General features: G+C 70.3%; 18 protein-coding genes and 1 pseudogene. 12 read left to right on the top strand and 7 right to left on the bottom strand.

Features of this window, described 5'->3' with window-relative positions:
- The first annotated feature begins 148 nt into the window (after positions 1–148).
- Both purN and purH read left to right on the top strand, forming a co-directional pair.
- Positions 149–805 (top strand): phosphoribosylglycinamide formyltransferase, encoded by a 657-nt coding sequence (gene purN, locus NRF20_RS18250; protein ID WP_114246185.1) that lies wholly within the window; start codon positions 149–151, stop codon positions 803–805.
- Positions 792–2,345: a bifunctional phosphoribosylaminoimidazolecarboxamide formyltransferase/IMP cyclohydrolase gene (purH, locus tag NRF20_RS18245; protein WP_398631276.1), complete on the top strand. Its 1,554-nt coding sequence runs from the start codon at positions 792–794 to the stop codon at positions 2,343–2,345. Before purN ends, purH begins: the two co-directional genes overlap by 14 nt.
- Positions 2,346–2,457: 112 nt before the next feature.
- Here purH and NRF20_RS18240 read toward each other — a convergent pair whose 3' ends face one another.
- Positions 2,458–3,231, bottom strand: a complete 774-nt coding sequence (locus tag NRF20_RS18240; RefSeq protein ID WP_266358617.1) for an RDD family protein — start codon at positions 3,229–3,231, stop codon at positions 2,458–2,460.
- Between the two features lie 226 nt (positions 3,232–3,457).
- On the opposite strand from NRF20_RS18240, the gene NRF20_RS18235 reads away from it, so the two are divergent.
- From NRF20_RS18235 to NRF20_RS18215, 5 genes and pseudogenes are all read left to right on the top strand, one after another.
- A complete protein-coding gene (locus NRF20_RS18235) occupies positions 3,458–4,321 on the top strand; it encodes a bifunctional methylenetetrahydrofolate dehydrogenase/methenyltetrahydrofolate cyclohydrolase (RefSeq protein ID WP_189275158.1) in 864 nt (287 codons plus the stop codon).
- Between the two features lie 29 nt (positions 4,322–4,350).
- On the top strand, positions 4,351–5,061 hold the full coding sequence (locus tag NRF20_RS18230) for a DUF3017 domain-containing protein (protein WP_398631275.1): 711 nt from the start codon (positions 4,351–4,353) through the stop codon (positions 5,059–5,061).
- 426 nt (positions 5,062–5,487) lie between these two features.
- Positions 5,488–5,818 (top strand): annotated as a pseudogene (locus tag NRF20_RS18225) (helix-turn-helix domain-containing protein); the annotation flags it as partial.
- A gap of 381 nt (positions 5,819–6,199) precedes the next feature.
- A complete protein-coding gene (locus NRF20_RS18220) occupies positions 6,200–7,189 on the top strand; it encodes a malate dehydrogenase (protein WP_266358614.1) in 990 nt (329 codons plus the stop codon).
- A gap of 120 nt (positions 7,190–7,309) precedes the next feature.
- Entirely contained in the window at positions 7,310–8,686 is a 1,377-nt protein-coding gene (locus NRF20_RS18215) for a B12-binding domain-containing radical SAM protein (protein ID WP_398631273.1), read from the top strand.
- A gap of 21 nt (positions 8,687–8,707) precedes the next feature.
- Here NRF20_RS18215 and NRF20_RS18210 read toward each other — a convergent pair whose 3' ends face one another.
- Together NRF20_RS18210 and NRF20_RS18205 are read right to left on the bottom strand one after the other, a co-directional pair.
- Positions 8,708–9,442 carry an isocitrate lyase/PEP mutase family protein gene (locus tag NRF20_RS18210; RefSeq protein WP_413752908.1) on the bottom strand — a complete coding sequence of 245 codons (735 nt, stop codon included), beginning with the start codon at positions 9,440–9,442 and terminating at the stop codon, positions 8,708–8,710.
- A 61-nt stretch (positions 9,443–9,503) separates the two neighbouring features.
- Positions 9,504–10,019, bottom strand: coding sequence for a carboxymuconolactone decarboxylase family protein (locus NRF20_RS18205; protein WP_413752907.1), 516 nt, complete (start codon positions 10,017–10,019; stop codon positions 9,504–9,506).
- A 47-nt stretch (positions 10,020–10,066) separates the two neighbouring features.
- Here NRF20_RS18205 and NRF20_RS18200 point away from each other — a divergent pair, with 47 nt between their 5' ends.
- On the top strand, positions 10,067–11,470 hold the full coding sequence (locus NRF20_RS18200) for a PLP-dependent aminotransferase family protein (protein WP_413752906.1): 1,404 nt from the start codon (positions 10,067–10,069) through the stop codon (positions 11,468–11,470).
- 57 nt (positions 11,471–11,527) lie between these two features.
- Here the strand turns inward: NRF20_RS18200 and NRF20_RS18195 are convergent, their stop codons facing one another.
- The gene (locus NRF20_RS18195; protein WP_413754575.1) at positions 11,528–12,400 is read right to left on the bottom strand and encodes a hypothetical protein; all 873 of its coding nucleotides are present in this window, start codon (positions 12,398–12,400) and stop codon (positions 11,528–11,530) included.
- Between the two features lie 126 nt (positions 12,401–12,526).
- Here NRF20_RS18195 and NRF20_RS18190 point away from each other — a divergent pair, with 126 nt between their 5' ends.
- Together NRF20_RS18190 and NRF20_RS18185 are read left to right on the top strand one after the other, a co-directional pair.
- Positions 12,527–12,802 carry a hypothetical protein gene (locus NRF20_RS18190; RefSeq protein WP_398631269.1) on the top strand — a complete coding sequence of 92 codons (276 nt, stop codon included), beginning with the start codon at positions 12,527–12,529 and terminating at the stop codon, positions 12,800–12,802.
- 6 nt (positions 12,803–12,808) lie between these two features.
- A complete protein-coding gene (locus tag NRF20_RS18185) occupies positions 12,809–14,017 on the top strand; it encodes a glutathionylspermidine synthase family protein (protein WP_413752905.1) in 1,209 nt (402 codons plus the stop codon).
- 93 nt (positions 14,018–14,110) lie between these two features.
- On the opposite strand, the gene rocD is transcribed toward NRF20_RS18185, so the two are convergent.
- On the bottom strand, positions 14,111–15,316 hold the full coding sequence (gene rocD / locus NRF20_RS18180) for an ornithine--oxo-acid transaminase (protein WP_398631267.1): 1,206 nt from the start codon (positions 15,314–15,316) through the stop codon (positions 14,111–14,113).
- Between the two features lie 231 nt (positions 15,317–15,547).
- Here rocD and trpS point away from each other — a divergent pair, with 231 nt between their 5' ends.
- Complete coding sequence (gene trpS / locus NRF20_RS18175; RefSeq protein WP_398631266.1) at positions 15,548–16,561, top strand: tryptophan--tRNA ligase; 1,014 nt, start codon at positions 15,548–15,550, stop codon at positions 16,559–16,561.
- Positions 16,562–16,674: 113 nt separating this feature from the next.
- Positions 16,675–17,265 (top strand): 2'-5' RNA ligase family protein, encoded by a 591-nt coding sequence (locus NRF20_RS18170; RefSeq protein ID WP_398631265.1) that lies wholly within the window; start codon positions 16,675–16,677, stop codon positions 17,263–17,265.
- A 49-nt stretch (positions 17,266–17,314) separates the two neighbouring features.
- Here NRF20_RS18170 and NRF20_RS18165 read toward each other — a convergent pair whose 3' ends face one another.
- Entirely contained in the window at positions 17,315–18,115 is an 801-nt protein-coding gene (locus NRF20_RS18165) for a decaprenylphospho-beta-D-erythro-pentofuranosid-2-ulose 2-reductase (RefSeq protein ID WP_398631264.1), read from the bottom strand.
- 60 nt (positions 18,116–18,175) lie between these two features.
- Complete coding sequence (locus NRF20_RS18160; protein ID WP_413752904.1) at positions 18,176–19,525, bottom strand: FAD-binding protein; 1,350 nt, start codon at positions 19,523–19,525, stop codon at positions 18,176–18,178.
- Positions 19,526–19,655 lie beyond the last annotated feature (130 nt).

Raw genomic sequence — 19,655 nt, 5'->3', positions numbered from 1 at the left:
CCCGTCCCGTGGGGGTCTCCCGAGGTGCCGGTATCGTTGCTGGCGGTCGGCTCGTTCGTAGAGTTCCCCGTATCGAGGGGCTCGATTCTTTCGTACGACCATACAAATCAGCGTTGCTCTGCTTCACCACGCGAGAAAGGGCCCAGCCGTGGCCTCCCCGCCCCCCTCCGCCGCACCGGCCCGTCTGGTCGTGCTGGTCTCCGGCTCAGGTACGAATCTCCAAGCCCTGCTCGACGCCATCGGTGACGACCCCGAGGGCTTCGGCGCACAGGTCGTCGCGGTCGGCGCCGACCGCTCCGGCATCGTCGGCCTGGAGCGGGCGGAGCGCGCCGGACTGCCGACCTTCGTGTGCAGGGTCAAGGACCATGCCACCCGCGAGGAGTGGGACGCGGCACTCGCGGCCGCGACGGCCGAGCACCGCCCGGACCTCGTGGTGTCCGCGGGATTCATGAAGATCGTGGGCAAGGAGTTCCTCGCCCGGTTCGGTGGCCGGTTCATCAACACCCACCCCGCCCTGCTCCCCAGCTTTCCCGGTGCCCATGGAGTGCGTGACGCACTCGCGTACGGCGTGAAGGTCACCGGGTGCACCGTCCACTTCGTCGACGACGGCGTCGACACCGGCCCGATCATCGCGCAGGGCGTGGTCGAGGTGGCCGAAGAGGACACGGCGGAGGGCGAAGCCGCTCTCCACGAACGCATCAAGGAAGTCGAGCGCAAGCTGCTCGTCGAGGCCGTGGGGCGGCTCGCCCGTGACGGCTATCGCATTGAGGGACGAAAGGTTCATCTCGGTCATGTCGGTGAATAAGCCCATCCGTCGCGCCCTGGTCAGTGTCTACGACAAGACGGGGCTCGAAGACCTCGCCCGCGGTCTGCACGAGGCGGGTGTCGAGCTCGTCTCCACCGGCTCCACCGCCGGGAGGATCGCTGCTGCCGGGGTGCCGGTCACCAAGGTCGAGGAGCTCACCGGCTTCCCCGAGTGCCTCGACGGCCGCGTCAAGACGCTGCACCCGCGCGTCCACGCCGGCATCCTCGCGGACCTGCGCCTGGACGCCCACCGTGAGCAGCTCGCCGAGCTGGGTGTGGAGCCTTTCGACCTGGTGGTCGTCAACCTCTACCCGTTCAAGGAGACCGTCGCCTCCGGCGCGTCCGCCGACGAGTGCGTGGAGCAGATCGACATCGGCGGTCCGTCGATGGTCCGCGCCGCTGCCAAGAACCACCCGTCCGTGGCCGTCGTCACCAGCCCCGAGCGGTACGCCGACGTCCTCGCCGCGGTCAAGGCGGGCGGCTTCGACCTGACGACCCGCAAGCGCCTGGCCGCCGAGGCGTTCCAGCACACGGCCGCGTACGACGTGGCCGTCGCCTCCTGGTTCGCGGACGATTACGCGGCCGCCGACGACTCGGGCTTCCCCGACTTCTTCGGCGCGACGTACGAGCGCAAGAACGTCCTGCGGTACGGCGAGAACCCGCACCAGCCCGCCGCGCTCTACACCTCCGGCGCCGGTGGCCTGGCCGAGGCGGAGCAGCTGCACGGCAAGGAGATGTCGTACAACAACTACACGGACACGGACGCCGCGCGCCGTGCCGCGTACGACCACGCCGAGCCGTGCGTGGCGATCATCAAGCACGCCAACCCGTGCGGCATCGCGATCGCCGACGACGTCGCCGAGGCGCACCGCAACGCGCACGCCTGCGATCCGCTGTCGGCCTTCGGTGGTGTCATCGCCGTCAACCGTCCGGTGACCGTCGCCATGGCCGAGCAGGTCGCGGAGATCTTCACCGAGGTCATCGTCGCCCCGGCGTACGAGGACGGCGCGGTCGAGATCCTCGCCCGCAAGAAGAACATCCGTGTGCTGCGCTGCCCCGACGCCCCGACCTCCACGGTCGAGGTCAAGCCGATCGACGGCGGCGCGCTGCTCCAGGTCACCGACCGCCTCCAGGCCGACGGCGACGACCCGGCCAACTGGACCCTCGCCACCGGTGAGGCACTCCCCGAGGACGAGCTGAAGGAGCTCGCCTTCGCGTGGAAGGCCGCTCGCGCGGTCAAGTCCAACGCGATCCTGCTCGCCAAGGGCGGCGCCTCGGTCGGCGTCGGCATGGGCCAGGTCAACCGGGTCGACTCCGCGAAGCTGGCCGTCGAGCGTGCGGGCGAGGAGCGGGCCCGGGGCGCGTACGCCGCGTCCGACGCGTTCTTCCCGTTCCCGGACGGGCTGGAGATCCTGACCGCGGCCGGCATCAAGGCTGTGGCCCAGCCGGGCGGTTCGGTCCGTGACGAGCTGGTCGTCGAGGCCGCGAAGAAGGCGGGCGTGACGATGTACTTCACGGGTACGCGGCACTTCTTCCACTGATACGAGTTGCACCCGGGCAGCCCGGGTAAGACGGAAGGCCGCCAATTCCCCGGAACGAGTGGGGAATTGGCGGCCTTCGCAAGGCGGTGAGGGTGTTACACCTTCAGCATGCTCACTTCGTCTTGATGACGATCGTGCTGCCGGCGCGGTCGTGCCAGCCCTGGAGCTTGCCCGAGTTGTCGAAGAAGGGGGAGAGGTAGACCAGCAGCGTGCCGAGACCGCAGAAGAGCGAGCCGACCATCGGGATGATCCAGCGGATGAAGCCCGCACCCAGACCGGGGGCCTGGCCGGTGCTCTCCTTGACGACCTTGACGTTGAGGACCATCTTGCCGAGCGTGGCGCCCCAGATGGAGACCATCAGCCATTCGTAGAGCAGCGCGATCAGCGCGAACACGGCGATGAAGCCGAAGAAGCCCGCGAGTATGCCGACGCTGGCGTCGGTCGCGTCGTTCATGCACTGGGTGTAGGCAGCGGTGCCGTACTCGGTGCTGCTGCAGTCGTCGATGGACTTCGAGGCGCCCACGAGGCTCGCGACGCCGATCGCCGAGAAGATCACGTAGAGGATGCCGTACGCGACGCCGTCCAGCGCACGCGCGCCCAGGCGACGCCCCATCGTGGCGAGTTCGACGGTGCCGAGGCCCGCGACGTTGATGTAGCCGTTGTTGGCCTGGAGGGTGCCGCCCGGCTGCTGCTGCGGGTAGCCGTAACCCGGCTGGCCCTGCGGCTGGCCAGGCTGCTGCGGGTAGCCGTAGCCCGGCTGACCCTGCTGCGGCGGTACGCCCTGCGGCGCCTGCGGGTAGCCGTAACCGGGCTGGCCCTGCGGCGGCTGGTTCGGCTGCTGGCCGTACGGGTTGTTCGGATTCGGGTTCGGGTCGCCGAAACTCATCTGGGCGTTCCTCCAACGTGCGTGCGGGGACGATGCGGCCGCACGGAGGAAAGAAAGGTCAGCGGTCCGCCCCCCGGGTACTGCTGCGGCACTGCGGCAATAATCGTTATAAATGAAATGTAAGTTTGTCCAGTCGCGGCCCTTGCTTGTTGCGCAAGCGCAACATCGCGCCACCGCCTGCGGCCCGAATTGGTATGCGGGCGGGGTCATCCGCGAGTATGGGGACATGACTGCCCAGATTCTCGATGGCAAGGCCACCGCAGCCGCGATCAAGTCCGATCTCACCGTCCGCGTGGCGGCCCTCAAGGCGCAGGGCATCACCCCTGGCCTGGGAACCCTGCTCGTCGGGGACGACCCGGGCAGCCGGTGGTACGTGAACGGCAAGCACCGTGACTGCGCACAGGTCGGCATCGGCTCCATCCAGCGCGAACTCCCCGACACCGCCACCCAGGAGGAGATCGAGGACGTCGTACGGGAGCTCAACGCCAACCCCGAGTGCACGGGGTACATCGTGCAGCTTCCCCTGCCCAAGGGGATCGACACCAACCGCGTCCTGGAACTGATGGATCCGGCCAAGGACGCCGACGGCCTCCACCCGATGAACCTCGGCCGGCTCGTACTGAACGAGACGGGCCCGCTGCCCTGCACCCCGCAGGGTGTCGTCCAGCTGCTCCGCCACCACGACGTGGAGATCAACGGGGCACACGTCGTGGTCGTCGGCCGCGGTGTCACCATCGGCCGCTCGATCCCGCTGCTGCTGACCCGTAAGTCCGAGAACGCCACCGTCACCCAGTGCCACACCGGTACGCGTGACCTCTCCGCCCAGCTCAAGCAGGCCGACATCATCGTCGCCGCCGCCGGAGTGCCGCACATCATCAAGCCCGAGGACGTGAAGCCGGGCGCGGCCGTGCTCGACGTCGGCGTCAGCCGGGACGAGCACGGCAAGATCGTCGGGGACGTACACCCGGGCGTGGCCGAGGTCGCCGCCTGGATCTCCCCGAACCCCGGCGGTGTCGGCCCGATGACCCGTGCCCAGCTGCTCGTCAACGTGGTCGAGGCGGCCGAGCGCAACGCAGCCGACGCCGTCTGAGCCGGCTGACCCGATCCGGAAGGAACCCCATGGGTGCTGGTACGAGTCCGGCCGACCCGGCCGCCGAGGCGGACCGGACATCTCCGGTGCCGTCGGACGCGGACGTGCCCGCTGCGGGCGCGGCGGATGAGGCTGCGCCGGATCGGGCTGCGACCCGTGAGGGTGCTGCTTCGGAGGGCGCTGCTCGTGAGGGGGCGGTCGTCCGGTCGGATGCGGACTTCGATACCGAGGCCGATGAGGACTCCGGCGACGCGGACCGGGGCGAGGACACCCGCCCGGAGGCTGCCGCTGCCGCCGGCCCCGGTAGCGGTGCCCCGGTCGGCGCACCGCACAGTGGTCCGCGTCCGTCGCGGAGGTTCCCGTCCTTCACCCGGGACACCGCGCGCCCCGAGGGCGGTGGCCGTGCCGCGTCCGGGGACGCACCCGCCCCGGCCAGGCAGTGGCCGCTGCTCGCCGTGCTCTGTACGGCCGGGATCGGGCTGCTGATCGTGGCCGTCGACCCCTTCGCAGAGGCCTTCAGGATCGGCACGATGCTGATCGGTGTGGCCCTCATCGGGGGTGCCGTGCTGCGAGTCGTGGTCCCGTCGGTGGGCATGCTGGCGGTCCGTTCCCGCTTCACCGACATGGTGACGTACGGGTTGCTCGGCTTCCTCATCGTGATGCTCGCGCTGGTGGCGCAGCCCGAACCGTGGCTGGACATTCCGTTCCTGGAGGACGCGGTCCACTTCACGATCCGCTGAGGCCGTCCGTACAGCTACAGCTATGGCACACGGCTTGAGGACGGTGTCCGTCCCCTCCCCCGAGAAGGGACGGACACCCGAGGGCGGGGGCAGCCACCGGAACGCAAGCGTTCCGGAATGTGGTGGCTTGAGCGGCCTTGCCCCCGTCCTGGCTTCAGCCTCGTGGACGGCGAAGACCGCTACAAGGGAACCCTGTGGCCTGTGGCACGGAAGTGACCATTCCGCCACGGTGTGATCGCTCCGCAACGTGTTCGGCACGCATCGGTGTGTTCGGCACGCGTCGGTGGTGCCGGGGGCGTGCGCGGGCGCGCCCCGAGTCCCGAACACCCCCGTGCGCCCCGTCTGCCGGAACTGTCGACCTGCGTTCGTGCGTACTCCTGGGTAGTCCGGAGCGGAAGAAGAACCGGATCCGGGCAAGGGGAAGCAATGCCTCGTTGGAAGGCGCTGTCGGATGAACTCGACCCGCAGGTCAGGGAGTTTGCCGGCCAGCTGCGCAGGCTCGTCGACCGCAGAGGGCTGAGCATCGCCGCGGTGGCCGACCGCACGGGCTACAGCAAGACGTCGTGGGAGCGGTATCTGAGCGGGCGCCTGTTCGCGCCCAGAGGAGCGATCGTCGCTCTCGCCGAGGCGACGGGTACCAGTCAGGTGCATCTGACGACCATGTGGGAGCTGGCGGAGCGGGCATGGAGCCGTTCCGAGATGGGCCAGGACATGACGATGGAGCCCATCCGGATCTCCCGGGCGCGTGCGTCGCTCCCGCTGGTCCCGCAGCAGCCACCGCACCGGACCGGGGGCGGGGGAGCGGACCGCTGCGGTGGCGGCTGCAGGCGACCGGCCGTGCTCCTCGCGGGGGCGGTCGGTGTGCTGCTCGTACTGGCCGGGGCGGTGCTGCTGACCGGAGCGGGGCGGTGACGACGATGGCGAGAAGGCCCACCATCGAGCGACCGCCTCCCGGGTGAGCGGATACGGCTGGGTGAGCGCTGTGTGACGGGTTGTGTGCGGTGCCACAGGGGGCCGGGCGGTCGGGGGGTTCCGGGTCGGATAGCCTGATCGCTGGATATCTCTTCACGTCAAGATTCAGGGATGTCCAGCACCAGGGGCAGGGACCCCCACCGCCAGCTGTCTAACGGAGATCGCCATGACCCGCACTCCCGTGAATGTCACCGTGACCGGCGCAGCCGGCCAGATCGGCTACGCGCTGCTCTTCCGCATCGCCTCCGGCCACCTGCTCGGCCCCGACGTGCCGGTCAACCTGCGCCTCCTGGAGATCCCGCAGGGGCTGAAGGCCGCCGAGGGCACCGCGATGGAGCTCGACGACTGCGCCTTCCCGCTGCTGCGCAACATCGAGATCACCGACGACGCCAATGTCGGCTTCGCCGGTGCCAACGTCGCCCTCCTGGTCGGCGCCCGCCCGCGTACGAAGGGCATGGAGCGCGGCGACCTGCTCTCCGCCAACGGCGGCATCTTCAAGCCGCAGGGCAAGGCCATCAACGACAACGCCGCGGACGACATCAAGGTCCTCGTCGTCGGCAACCCGGCCAACACCAACGCGCTCATCGCGCAGGCCGCCGCCCCGGACGTACCGGCCGAGCGCTTCACCGCGATGACCCGCCTCGACCACAACCGCGCGATCTCGCAGCTGGCCGCCAAGACCGGTGCCGCCGTCTCCGACATCAAGAAGCTGACGATCTGGGGCAACCACTCGGCGACCCAGTACCCGGACGTCTTCCACGCGGAGGTCGCCGGCAAGAACGCCGCCGAGCTCGTCAACGACGAGGCGTGGCTGGCCGACACTTTCATCCCGACCGTCGCCAAGCGCGGCGCCGCGATCATCGAGGCCCGTGGCGCGTCCTCGGCCGCCTCGGCCGCCAACGCCGCCATCGACCACATCCACACCTGGGTCAACGGCACCGCCGCCGGCGACTGGACCTCCATGGGTATCCCGTCGGACGGCTCCTACGGCGTGCCCGAGGGCATCATCTCGTCCTTCCCGGTCACCACGAAGGACGGCAAGTACGAGATCGTCCAGGGCCTGGACATCAACGAGTTCTCCCGTACGCGCATCGACGCGTCGGTGCAGGAGCTCATCGAGGAGCGCGACGCGGTCCGCGAGCTCGGCCTGATCTGATCCGTACGCCCTTTGAGGCGTACACCACCGCCCCCGGCAGCGATCGTTGCCGGGGGCGGCTGCGTCGGTACGTGGCCGTGGCCGGGAACCGGCCGCCCCGCTCCCCGAGTCTGGGCTGTCATGCGCGTGACGATGATCCTTCCGGCCCTGACCGAGGCGACCAGCCCGCTGTTCCGGCCCATCAAGTACTCGCTCTTCCCGCCGCTCGGCCTGGCGACCCTCGCCGGCTACCTGGACCCGGACGACGAGGTGACGCTCCTCGACGAGCATGTCGAGCGGGTCGACATCGAGACGCTCGACAGCCCCGATCTGCTGGTCGTCCAGCCGTACATCACCTCCGCCCGGCGCAGCTACGAGATAGCCGACCACTTCCGCGCCCGGGGTGTCCACGTCGCCATGGGCGGCCTCCATGTGACCTCGCTCCCGGACGAGGCGTCGGCACACGCCGACACGATCTTCACCGGGCCGGGGGAGGACACCTGGCCGCTGTTCCTGAAGGAGTTCCGGAACGGTGTGCCGGGCCGCCGGTACGACTCGAAACTGCGCACCCTGGCCGGACTGCCGCCCGTGCGACGGGACCTGATCAAGCGGCATCTGTATCTGGTGCCCAACTCGATCGTCGTCTCGCGCGGCTGCCCGCACCACTGCGACTTCTGTTACAAGGACGCGTTCTTCGAGGGCGGCAAGTCCTTCTACACCCAGGCCGTGGACGACGCCCTCGCCGAGATCGAGCGGCTGCCCGGCAGGCATCTGTACTTCCTCGACGATCATCTGCTCGGCAACCGGCGCTTCGCCGAGGCGCTCTTCGACGGGATGGCCGGAATGGGGCGGCTCTGGCAGGCGGCCGGCACCGTGAAGTCGGTCCTCCAGCCGGATCTGCTGGAGCGGGCCGTGGACGCGGGGCTGCGCAGCCTGTTCGTCGGCTTCGAGACAGTCAACAGCGCGAACCTCGCCGAACGCCGCAAGGACCAGAACATCGGCAAGGACTACGCGGCCGCCGTGCGCCGGCTCCATGACGCCGGTGTCATGGTCAACGCCAGCTTCGTCTTCGGGCTCGACCACGACGGCCCGGACGTCTTCGACCGTACGGTGGAGTGGGCCGTCGAGCAGGGCATCGAGACGGCCACCTTCCACATCATGACGCCGTATCCGTCCACCGGTCTGTGGAAGCAGATGGAGGCCGAGGACCGGATCGTCCACCGGGACTGGGATCTCTACGACACCCGCCATGTCGTCCACCGCCCGAAGGGGATGACTCCCCGCCAGCTGGAGGACGGGTACTGGCGCGCGTACCGGGACTTCTACCGGTGGTCCAACATCTGGCGCGGTGCGGCTGCCCAGCCGGGCACGCACGAGCGGCTCAGGCATCTGGCGTACGCGGGCGGCTGGAAGAAGTTCGAACCCGCCTGGGACGCCCTGATCCGCTCCCGCAACGTGGTGCGGGCCATGCCGATGCTGGAACGGACCCTGGCGGCCTTCGGCGGCAGACAGGCGTGACCGTGCGCGGCCCCGGGGCGCCTACCCCTTCCGCAGCTCGTCCGCGATCTCGCGTACGGCTGCCATGGCCCGGCGCTGCAGCCCGGGGCCGAAAGTGATCCGGTCGGCGCCCAGTTCCCCCAGCCGGCGCGGGGTCGGGCCGTCCGGCCGGGCAAGGGCGTTGAGCGGGGCCGGGACAGCGGCGGCCAGCCGGGGCAGGGCCTCGGGCGGGGCCGCGATCGGGTAGACGCAGTCCGCGCCCGCCGCCACGTACAGCAGGGCGCGGCGAACCGTCTCCGCCTCCTGGTCCGTGCCGTCGGGGACGCCGTGGACGTAGGTGTCGACGCGGGCGTTGATGAAGAGCCGGTCGCCCGCGACCGCCCGTACCTCCGCCAGCCGGTCCGCCTGCCGCTGGGCATCGACGAGGGTGCCGTCGGTCGAGTCCTCCAGATTGCAGCCGACGGCTCCGGTGCCGAGGAGGCGTTCCACGAGTTCCTCCGGCGCCAGCCCGTAGCCCGCCTCGATGTCCGCCGAGACGGGGACGGCGGCCGGGACGGCGCGCACGATCCTGGCCACGGCCGCGAACATCTCGGCGGCGGGCGTCGCCCCGTCCTCGTAACCGAGCGAGGCCGCGACCCCGGCACTGGGCGTGGCGAGCGCCGGGAAGCCCGCATCGGCGAAGACGCGGGCGCTCGCCGCGTCCCACGGGCCGGGGAGGACCAGCGGATCGCCGGGGGCGCGGTCGTGGTGCAGTGCACGGAGGACGGATGCGGTCATCACGGGGCTCCCGGGGGTGTTCCGACGCAGGGGCGGGCGGGCGGGGTGGAGGCGTGCCGGGTCAGTGCTTGATGTCGCCGGGCTTGTAGTGACCGGGCACCATGCGGGTGGTCACGGCGAACCGGTTCCAGGCGTTGATCGTCGTGATCGCGGCGATGAGGTGGGCGAGCTCGGTCTCGTCGAAGTGCTTGGCGGCCTTCTCCCACACCTCGTCCGGAACGAAACCGTCGGTCAGTACGGTCACCGCCTCGGTCAGCTCGATGGCCGCGATCTCCTTCGGCGTGTAGAAGTGCTGCGACTCCTCCCACGCGCCGAGCTGGACGATCCGCTCGATGGACTCGCCCGCCGCCAGTGCGTCCTTGGTGTGCATGTCGAGGCAGAACGCGCAGTGGTTGAGCTGCGAGGAGCGGATCTTCACCAGCTCCCCGATGACCGGGTCGAGGCCCTTGCGGGATGCCGCGTCCAGCCGGACCAGGGCCTTGTAGACATCGGGGGCGAGTGCGGCCCACTGCTGCATACGGGGGGTGTGCTCGGGGGTGAGTCCGGAGGTCGGGTGGCTGTGCTCGTTCGTCGTCATGGGTACGACGTTACGGTGAGGATGGCGCAGCGGTATGGTCCATTTCCATGACGGATTCCTGGGCCACTTTCGGTGCCGACCTGCATCTGGAGACGACGGGTGCGGCGGGGTTGCGGGCCGGGCTCATGGACGCCCTGCGCGAGGCCGTACGGACGGGGCGGCTGGCGCCCGGCACCCGGCTGCCGTCCTCCCGCAGCCTCGCCGTGGACCTCGGCATCGCCCGGAACACCGTCGCCGACGCGTACGCGGAGCTGGTCGCCGAGGGGTGGCTCACCGCCCGGCAGGGTTCGGGGACCAGGGTGGCGCGGCGGGCCGAGCCGCGCCGGACGGCCACCAGGGCGACGCGCTCCCGGCCGGTGCGGTCCCAGCCCGCCCACAACCTGCTGGCCGGGTCGCCCGACCTCTCGACGTTCCCGCGCGCCGACTGGCTCAAGGCGGCCCGCCACGCCCTGACCGCCGCACCCAACGACGCCTTCGGGTACGGCGATCCGCGCGGGCGCATCGAGCTGCGCACCGTCCTCGCCGACTATCTGGCCCGCGCCCGCGGTGTGTACGCGGACCCGGAGCGGATCGTGATCTGCGCCGGTTTCGTGCAGGCGCTGAAGCTGATGGGGACGGTGCTGCGCAAGCGGCGGGTGCGGGAGGTTGCCGTCGAGTCGTACGGACTGGACGTGCACTGGAAGCTGCTCGCGGATGCCGGGCTGCGCATGCCCTGTCTGCCGGTCGACGGACTCGGGGCCAGGACCGGTGAACTGGCCGGGCTGCGCGGCGTGGGCGCGGTCCTGATGACGCCCGCGCACCAGTTCCCGACGGGGGCGCCGCTCCATCCGGACCGGCGGGCCGCGGCGGTCGACTGGGCGCGCGGCACGGGCGGCCTGATCCTGGAGGACGACTACGACGGGGAGTTCCGCTACGACCGGCAGCCGGTCGGGGCGCTCCAGGGCCTCGACCCCGAACGCGTCGTACACCTGGGAACGACGAGCAAGTCGCTGGCGCCGGGACTGCGGCTGGGGTGGATGGTGCTGCCGGAGAACCTGGTGGGGGAGGTGGCCGAGGCCAAGGGGGTGAGCGACTGGTCGTCGAGCGCGCTGGAACAGCTGACGCTCGCGGAGTTCATCGCATCGGGTGCGTACGACCGTCATGTGCGCTCGATGCGGCTGCGCTACCGCCACCGTCGCGACCAGCTCGTCGCGGTGCTGGCACAGCGGGCGCCCGATGTCCGGATCAGCGGTATCGCCGCCGGACTGCACGCCGTGCTCGAACTCCCGGAGGGCAGCGAGCCATCGGTGATGCGGGCGGCCGCGTGGCAGGGGCTGGCACTGGAGGGGATCTCGCGCTTCCGCCACCCGGAGGCGGCGCCGGGGCGCGACGCCCTGGTCATCGGTTACGGGACACCGACCGACAGCGCCTGGGCGGGCGCACTGGACGCACTGTGCCGGGTGCTGCCGTAGGCCCCGCCGTCGTACGGCAGACGGCAGTCCGACGACAGGACCGAGTACACCTGGGTCCTACAGCCTTCCGGGGGTGGTCGGTTCGGTCGGTTCGGCCGGTTCGGGCGTGTCCGCCGGGGCCTCGCCGAACCGGGCCAGGGCCAGCGCTCCCGCCACCGCCACCACGAAACCGGCGACCGCCGGCCAGACCAGGCCCTCGCGGGTACGGTCCCCGAGCCAGATGACGCCCACCAGCGCCGGGCCGATCGTCTCGCCGAGCACCATGCCGGCCGTCGCCGTCGTCACCGAACCGCGCTGCAGCGCCGATGTCAGCAGCAGGAACGCCGAACCGCCGCCCAGCAGCAGGGCGTACCCGGCCGGGTCGGCGAGTAGCGCCGACGGGGACATGTCGTTGATCAGCCGGACCGTGACCTCCACCACCCCGAAGCCACACCCCGCGCCGAGCCCCAGAACGAGCGCCCGCGGCCTCTCCGGGAGGCGCCCGGCTGCCACGCCGATCAGCAGAATGCCGAGGGAGATCCCCAGCATCGTCCAGCCCAGGGCCGCCGAGCCGGTCCCGTGGCCCTCACCGCCGGAGGCGAGCCCCAGCATGCCCAGGCCCGCGCAGACGACGCCGACCGCGGTCCATTCGACGCCGCTCAGCCGCACCTTGAGGAGCCGGGCGGCGACTACGGCGGTCACCGCGAGACTCGCGGCCAGGGCGGCGCCCACCGCGTAGATCGGCAGGGACCGCAGGGCGATGATCTGGAGGACGAAACCGCAGCCGTCGAGGGCGAGTCCGGCGATGTAGCGCCACTGGCGCAGGGCGCGCAGCAGCAGCGCCGGATCGACCCCCGCGTCCGCCCCCGGCTCGGCGGCGGCCCGCGAGGCGACGGCCTGGAGGACGGAGGCCGTACCGAAGCAGACGGCGGCGCCGAGCGCGCAGATCATCCCGATGAGCACACAGGGACTCTACTTGCGGCCGTTCGGTGCACCGGCTTTCGGCCGCAATGGGCGGCCATCTAATCTGACGAGTGGCCACATTGGCTTGATTCGTACGACGGGGGAGATGGAAGCATGGCCATACGCAGGCTGAGGTCGAGCACGGTGGTGCTCGGTGGCATGGGGGTGCTCGCAGCGATGATCACCTCCTGCGGTTCGGAACCGGACAAGCGGTGCGTCGACCCGCTCACCCGGGACAAGCTGCCGAGCTACGAATGTAAGAACGGCAGCGGCAAGGGGTCGTACTACTACGGCGGCAGCAGCAAGAACGGCAAGGTGGATGGCGGCAGCTTCAGCAAGTCCGCGGTCGACCGCGGCGGCTTCGGATGCTCGGGCACCGGCGGCGGCTGAACCGGTATGGAACGCCGCACCACGCAGCCGCGCCCCGGCTGGCAGCAGACGGTGGAGGAGCAGGGACTCGTCTACCCGCTCACCCGCTATCCGGACGGATCACTGCGCCCGTACTGGGACGAGAGCGCCTACTACGTCTTCTCGCTGCCCGAGGTCGAGGCACTGGAGGACGTCGTGGAGGAACTGCACACCATGTGTCTGGCCGCGGCCGCGCACATCGTGGAGCAGGACCGCTTCGCCGATCTCGGCATCACCGACCGCCGGCTGTCCGGACTCATCGCCCAGTCCTGGCACCGCCGTGACGAACTGCCGTCCCTGTACGGAAGGTTCGACCTGCGCTATGACGGAACCGGTCCGGCGAAGATGCTGGAATACAACGCGGACACCCCCACCTCCCTGGTGGAGGCCGCGAGCGCCCAGTGGTTCTGGATGGAGGACCGATTCCCGGGCGCCGACCAGTGGAACTCCCTGCACGAACGTCTCGTCGCGGCGTGGAAACGGCAGGCCGGCCTGTTGCCGCCCGGACCGCTGCACTTCGCGCACTCCGACGGGGACGAGCTGGGCGAGGACCTGATGACGGTCGCCTATCTGCGCGAGACCGCCGAACAGGCCGGCATCGACACGGAGGCGCTCTCCGTCGAACAGATCGGCTGGGACCGGCTTGCCGGGCGGTTCGTCGACGAGCGGCTCCGCTTCATCCGCAGCTGTTTCAAGCTGTACCCGTGGGAGTGGCTGGCGACCGACCGGTTCGGGCCGCATGTGCTGGACACCCTCGACAACGGCGGCGGCACCGGCACCACCTGCTGGATCGAGCCCGCCTGGAAGATGCTCCTCTCCAACAAGGCGCTGCTGGCGATCCTCTGGGAGCTCTTTCCCGGCCACCCGAATCTGCTCCCCTCCTATCTCGACGGCCCCCGTGAACTCGCGGCGACCGGTACGGGGGCGGGCGATGGAGGTGGCCTCGGCTACGTCGTCAAGCCGCTGCTCGGCCGCGAGGGGGCCGGGGTCACGATCCATGAGCCGGGAAGCCCCGTGGTGCTGCGGGACGAGCCGTGCTGCTACCAGGAACTGGCACCGCTGCCGGACTTCGACGGCAACCGGGTGGTGCTGGGGGCGTGGGTCGTCGAGGACGAGGCGGCCGGGCTCGGCATCCGCGAATCGGCGGGGCCGGTCACGGACGAGTACGCCCGCTTCCTGCCTCACGTGATCCTCTAGCCAGGGCCTTTCGTCCGGATCACGCCGGGCTCGCGGGCCCTGGCCCGATCCGGACGTAAGGCTCTGAGCCTGCCCGGCGACCGACGGCGGAACTCAGCCGCGCAGGACGGCGCGGAGCTGCTCGAGCCCCCAGTCCAGGTCCTCCTTGCTGATCACCAGCGGCGGGGCGATCCGGATCGTCGAGCCATGGGTGTCCTTGACCAGCACCCCCCGGTCCATCAGCTTCTCGGAGATCTCCCGGCCGGTGCCGTGGCTCGGGGCGATGTCGACGCCCGCCCACAGCCCGCGGCCCCGTACCGCCTCCACCGCGCCCCCGCCCACCAGCAGCCTCAGCTCCTGGTGGAGGTGCTCGCCCAACTCGGTCGCCCGCTGCTGGAATTCGCCGGTACGGAGCATCGCGATGACCTCCAGCGCGACCGCACAGGCAAGGGGATTCCCGCCGAACGTCGAACCGTGCTCACCGGGCCGGTACACCCCGAGCACATCCTTCGACGAGACCACCGCCGACACCGGGACCACGCCGCCGCCCAGCGCCTTGCCGAGCACATACATGTCCGGCACGACACCCTCGTGCTCACAGGCGAAGGTCTTCCCGGTCCGGCCCAGGCCCGACTGGATCTCGTCCGCGATGAACAGCACATTCCGCTGGCGGGTGAGTTCGCGCACCCGGGGGAGGTAGCCGGGCGGCGGCACCAGCACCCCGGCCTCGCCCTGGATCGGCTCCAGCAGCACCGCCACGGTGTTCTCGGTCATCGCCTCCGCGAGCGCGGTCAGATCCCCGTACGGAACGATCTCGAACCCCGGCGTGTACGGACCGAAGTCCTCCCGTGCCTCCTGGTCCGTGGAGAAGCTGATGATCGTCGTCGTCCGGCCGTGGAAGTTGTTCGCGGCGACAATGATCTTCGCCATGCCGTCCGGGACGCCCTTCACCCGGTAGCCCCACTTGCGGGCGGTCTTGACCGCGGTCTCCACGGCCTCCGCCCCGGTGTTCATCGGCAGCACCATTTCCATGCCGCACAACTCGGCGAGCTGTGTACAGAAGTCGGCGAACCGGTCGTGGTAGAAGGCGCGCGAGGTGAGGGTCACCCGTTCCAGCTGTGCCTTGGCCGCGTCGAGCAGGCGCCGGTTGCCATGGCCGAAGTTGAGCGCCGAATATCCGGCGAGCATGTCGAGGTAGCGCCGGCCCTCGACATCGGTCATCCAGGCTCCGTTCGCCGAAGCGACGACGACGGGCAGCGGATGGTAGTTGTGCGCGCTGTGCGCCTCGGCGGAGGCGATGGCAGTTTCCGTGGTCGACACGGGATCTCCGTTCGTCGTGCGGCGTGGGCGGAGGGTGGTGCCCACTTTGTATCGTCGGTCGGAACCCTGGCGAGGAAACCTTCAATTCACGGCGCGCCCGTCCGCGCCCTTCCACCGTCCCGTCGGCCCGACTGTGTTCCTCGTCCCATTCACGGCGGTGCGCGTCCTGTGTCCGCGCACCTTCCGCACCGGCTGCCGGAGATCGGTTCCGTACCTGAGACAATGGGTTTCATGGCCTCTGAACGCCCCCGCGTGCTCTCCGGAATCCAGCCCACCGCAGGCTCGTTCCACCTCGGCAACTACCTCGGTGCGGTCCGCCAGTGGGTGGCGCTGCAGGAATCCCACGACGCCTTCTACATGGTCGTGGACCTGCATGCGATCACCATTCCGCAGGACCCCGCGGAGCTGCGCGCGAACACCCGGCTTGCCGCCGCCCAGCTCCTCGCCGCCGGTCTCGACCCGGAGCGCTGCACGCTCTTCGTCCAGAGCCATGTCCCCGAGCACGCCCAGCTCGGCTGGATCATGAACTGCCTCACCGGCTTCGGCGAGGCCTCCCGCATGACGCAGTTCAAGGACAAGTCTGCCAAGCAGGGTGCCGACCGCACCACGGTCGGTCTCTTCACGTACCCGATGCTGATGGTCGCCGACATCCTGCTGTACCAGGCCGACCAGGTCCCGGTCGGCGAGGACCAGCGCCAGCACCTGGAGCTGACCCGTAACCTCGCCGAGCGGTTCAACGGCAGCTACGGCGACACGTTCACCGTGCCGGACCCGTACATCCTCAAGGAGACGGCGAAGATCTACGACCTTCAGGACCCGTCGTCGAAGATGAGCAAGTCGGCGGCCACCCCGAAGGGCCTGATCAACCTCCTCGACGAGCCGAAGGCCACCGCCAAGAAGGTCCGGAGCGCGGTCACCGACACCGACACGGTCATCCGCTTCGACCGGGCCGAGAAGCCCGGGGTCAGCAACCTGCTGACCATCTACTCCACGTTGACCGAAACCGGTATCGCGGATCTGGAGCAGAAGTACGAGGGCAAGGGCTACGGTGCGCTCAAGACCGACCTTGCCGAGGTCATGGTCGAGTTCGTCACACCGTTCCGCACCCGCACCCAGGAATACCTGGACGACCCGGAGACGCTGGACTCGATCCTGGCCAAGGGCGCGGAGAAGGCCCGCTCCGTCGCGGCCGAGACCCTGGCCCGGACGTACGACCGGATGGGCTTTCTGCCCGCGAAGCACTGAGTCCAAGGACCCTGGCGGTTTCGCGGCCGCAGGCGTCACACTGGCGACGGGAAGTTGAAAACGGTGGATGGCTGAAAACCGGCCATTGACCATCGAGGATTGAGGAGAACGACGTGGGGACCGTAACGCTCGGCGTTTCGATCGCGGTCCCGGAGCCCTACGGCAGCCTGCTCCAGGAGCGGCGCGCGAGCTTCGGGGATCCTGCCGCGTACGGCATTCCCACCCACGTCACGCTTCTCCCGCCGACCGAGGCCGAGGCGGCCGACCTGCCCGCGATCGAGGCGCATCTCGCGCAGATCGCCACGGGCGGCCGCCCCTTTCCGATGCGGCTGGCCGGCACGGGGACCTTCCGCCCCCTCTCGCCGGTCGTCTTCGTCCAGGTCGTCGAGGGGGCCTCGGCCTGCTCGTGGCTGCAGAAGCGGGTCAGGGACTCCTCCGGGCCGCTGGTGCGCGAGCTCCAGTTCCCGTACCACCCGCATGTGACCGTGGCGCACGACATCGCCGAGCAGGCGATGGACCGGGCCTACGAGGAGCTCTCCGACTACGAGGCCGCCTGGACCTGCGGTTCCTTCGCGTTGTACGAGCAGGGCCCGGACGGCGTCTGGCGCAAGATCAACGAGTTCCCGTTCGGTGCCGGGGACGGCGCGCCCGTCGTGCCCGCGCAGGGCGGCTCCTCCGTGGACGAGCCCTCCCTGCACCCCTGAGCGGCCCCGGCGGGCCTCTTCACTCCTTGAGCGCCCCGGCGCCCGAGGATCAGACCGGCAGGCGCCGGAACAGCGGGCGCGGTGCATGCCGCAGTGCCGACATCACTACACGCAGTGACCCCGGCACCCACACCGTCTCCGCACGCCGCCGCAGACCCGTCACGATCGCCGCCGCGACCGCGTCCGGAGTCGTCGCGAGAGGCGACGCCTCCAGCGGTGCAGCGGCGAGTCGTGCCACGGTGAGCCGCGGCGTCGCGGGCCGGGCCGCCGTTTCTGGCCGTACGACGCCGGGGCGTACGACCATCACGTGCACTCCCGTGCCGTACAGCGCGTCCCCCAGCCCCTGGGTGAACGCGTCCAGGCCCGCCTTGCTGGACCCGTAGATGAAGTCGGCACGGCGGACGCGTTCGCCGGCCACCGAGGACAGCACCACCAGCGAGCCGTGCCCCTGCGCCTGGAGTGCTCCGGCGCACACCAGCCCGGCGGAGACGGCCCCCGTGTAATTCGTCCGGGCGACCCGGACCGCGGAGAGCGGCTCCTCCTCGTCACGCTCCTGGTCGCCCGCGATACCGAAGGCGAGGAGCACCATGTCGATGTCGCCCTCGGTGAAGATCTTGCCGAGGGCGGTCTCGTGGGACTCGGAGTCGAGGGCGTCGAAGTCGACCGTACGGACGTCGGCGCCGCGTGTGCGCAGTTCGGCGGCGGCCGACTCCAGTCCGGGCGAGGGGCGGCCGGCCAGCCAGACCGTACGGGTCCGGCGGGCGATCAGCCGGCGTGCGGTGGCGAGAGCGATCCGAGACGTTCCGCCGAGAACGAGCAGGGACTGCGGGGCACCGAAGGCGTCCTTCACGGAAACACTCCTTGCGGACGAGGGGGCGAGGGAGGACGAGAGGGCGGAAGACCGCAGCGGTCAGAGCGAGAGGCGGCGCGACAGGTCCGAGCGGAACGCCCCGTTCGGGTCCAGCTCGGCGCGCAGTGACCGGAATTCGGCCAGCCGTGGATACATCGCGGCCAGCATCTGAGGCCGCAGCCGGGAGTCCTTGGCCAGGCAGACCCGGCCGCCGGCCTCCGCCACCTCCTCGTCCAGCGAGTCCAGGAACCCGGTCAGGCCCGGCAGCGCTGCGGGCAGATCGAGGGCGAGGGCCCAGCCGGGCATCGGGAACGACAGCCAGCCCGGGTCGCCTTCGCCGAACCGTTTGAGCACGGCGTGGAACGACGGGCAGCGCCGCTGGGAGATCCGGCGCACGATCCGGCGCAGCGCCTCCTCCTGTCCGTGCCCGACGACGAACTGGTACCGCACGGATCCGCCGCGCCCATGGATCCGGTTCCAGTGCGGCAGGCAGTCCAGGGGGTGGAAGAACGTGGACAGCTTCTGGAGCTCGCCGACGCGGTACCTGGGGGCGCTGCGGTAGTGGAGCTCGTTGAAGAGGGCGACGGAGGTACGACCGAGCAGCCCTTCCGGTACGAGAGCGGGTGCGACCGGCAGTTGTCCCGGGCGGAACGCGAGCGGTGTGCGCCGGGAGCGCGCCGGGAGCGCGTACCGGGGGGCGTGCTCCCCACGGGTGAGTACGGAGCGCCCTGTCGCCCGGCCGCGGGCGAGGAGATCGATCCAGGCGGCCGAATAGCGGTAGCGGTGGTCTCCGGCGGAGAGCCTGGCCAGCAGGTCGTCCAGGTCGACGGTCCGTTCGGTGTCCACCGACATCCAGGAGCTGGTGACACGGTGGCACCGGAGCGTGGCGGAGAGGATCACACCCGTCAGACCCAGGCCGCCCGCGGTCGCGTCGAAGAGGTCGGTGCCGGGCCGGACCGTAAGGATCTCGCCCTCGGCCGTCAGCAGCTTCAGCTCCTGGACGTGCCGCGAGAAGGAGCCGGCGAAGTGATGGTTGCGGCCGTGGATGTCGGCGCCGATCGCGCCGCCCACGGTGACATGACGGGTGGCCGGTGTGACGGGGACGAACCAGCCGAGCGGCAGCAGGACTTCCATCAGCCGGTGCAGGCTGACCCCGGCGTCGCAGACCACCAGGCCGGTGCCGGCGTCGATGGTGCGGATCCGGTTCAGGGCGGTCATGTCGAGGACGGAGCCGCCCGCGTTCTGTGCGGCGTCGCCGTGGGACCGGCCGAGCCCCCGGGCGATGGAACCGCGGGGTCCGCAACCGCGTACGGTCGCCGCCGCCTCCTCGTACGTACGGGGGCGGAAGCGCAGGGCGGTCGTCGGGGCGGTACGGCCCCAGCCGGTCAGGGACACGGTGTCGACAGACATGGTGGTGACCGTATCGCCCGAGAAAACCCTTTCGAGGGATTTGTTACAACACTCACCGATATGGGCGATTGAGTAAGTGTCAGCCCGTACGGCAGCGAAGGGGGATGCCGGTTTTCCGTGCCCGGGAGGG

It is taken from the genome of Streptomyces sp. R-74717, from assembly GCF_047305335.1.
Lineage (GTDB): Bacteria > Actinomycetota > Actinomycetes > Streptomycetales > Streptomycetaceae > Streptomyces > Streptomyces atratus.
This window is presented reverse-complemented; position numbering and strand designations above follow the sequence as displayed.

Bases quoted from the DNA above. Each gene is read 5' to 3' on its own strand.
- NRF20_RS18205 (WP_413752907.1), bottom strand. From the start codon at position 10,019: ATGACGACGAACGAGCACAGCCACCCGACCTCCGGACTCACCCCCGAG.
- NRF20_RS18185 (WP_413752905.1), top strand. From the start codon at position 12,809: ATGGAACGCCGCACCACGCAGCCGCGCCCCGGCTGGCAGCAGACGGTG.
- NRF20_RS18240 (WP_266358617.1), bottom strand. From the start codon at position 3,231: ATGAGTTTCGGCGACCCGAACCCGAATCCGAACAACCCGTACGGCCAG.
- NRF20_RS18230 (WP_398631275.1), top strand. From the start codon at position 4,351: ATGGGTGCTGGTACGAGTCCGGCCGACCCGGCCGCCGAGGCGGACCGG.
- NRF20_RS18210 (WP_413752908.1), bottom strand. From the start codon at position 9,442: ATGACCGCATCCGTCCTCCGTGCACTGCACCACGACCGCGCCCCCGGC.
- NRF20_RS18160 (WP_413752904.1), bottom strand. From the start codon at position 19,525: ATGTCTGTCGACACCGTGTCCCTGACCGGCTGGGGCCGTACCGCCCCG.
- NRF20_RS18215 (WP_398631273.1), top strand. From the start codon at position 7,310: ATGCGCGTGACGATGATCCTTCCGGCCCTGACCGAGGCGACCAGCCCG.
- NRF20_RS18235 (WP_189275158.1), top strand. From the start codon at position 3,458: ATGACTGCCCAGATTCTCGATGGCAAGGCCACCGCAGCCGCGATCAAG.
- NRF20_RS18195 (WP_413754575.1), bottom strand. From the start codon at position 12,400: ATGATCTGCGCGCTCGGCGCCGCCGTCTGCTTCGGTACGGCCTCCGTC.
- NRF20_RS18190 (WP_398631269.1), top strand. From the start codon at position 12,527: ATGGCCATACGCAGGCTGAGGTCGAGCACGGTGGTGCTCGGTGGCATG.
- NRF20_RS18220 (WP_266358614.1), top strand. From the start codon at position 6,200: ATGACCCGCACTCCCGTGAATGTCACCGTGACCGGCGCAGCCGGCCAG.
- purH (WP_398631276.1), top strand. From the start codon at position 792: ATGTCGGTGAATAAGCCCATCCGTCGCGCCCTGGTCAGTGTCTACGAC.
- trpS (WP_398631266.1), top strand. From the start codon at position 15,548: ATGGCCTCTGAACGCCCCCGCGTGCTCTCCGGAATCCAGCCCACCGCA.
- NRF20_RS18200 (WP_413752906.1), top strand. From the start codon at position 10,067: ATGACGGATTCCTGGGCCACTTTCGGTGCCGACCTGCATCTGGAGACG.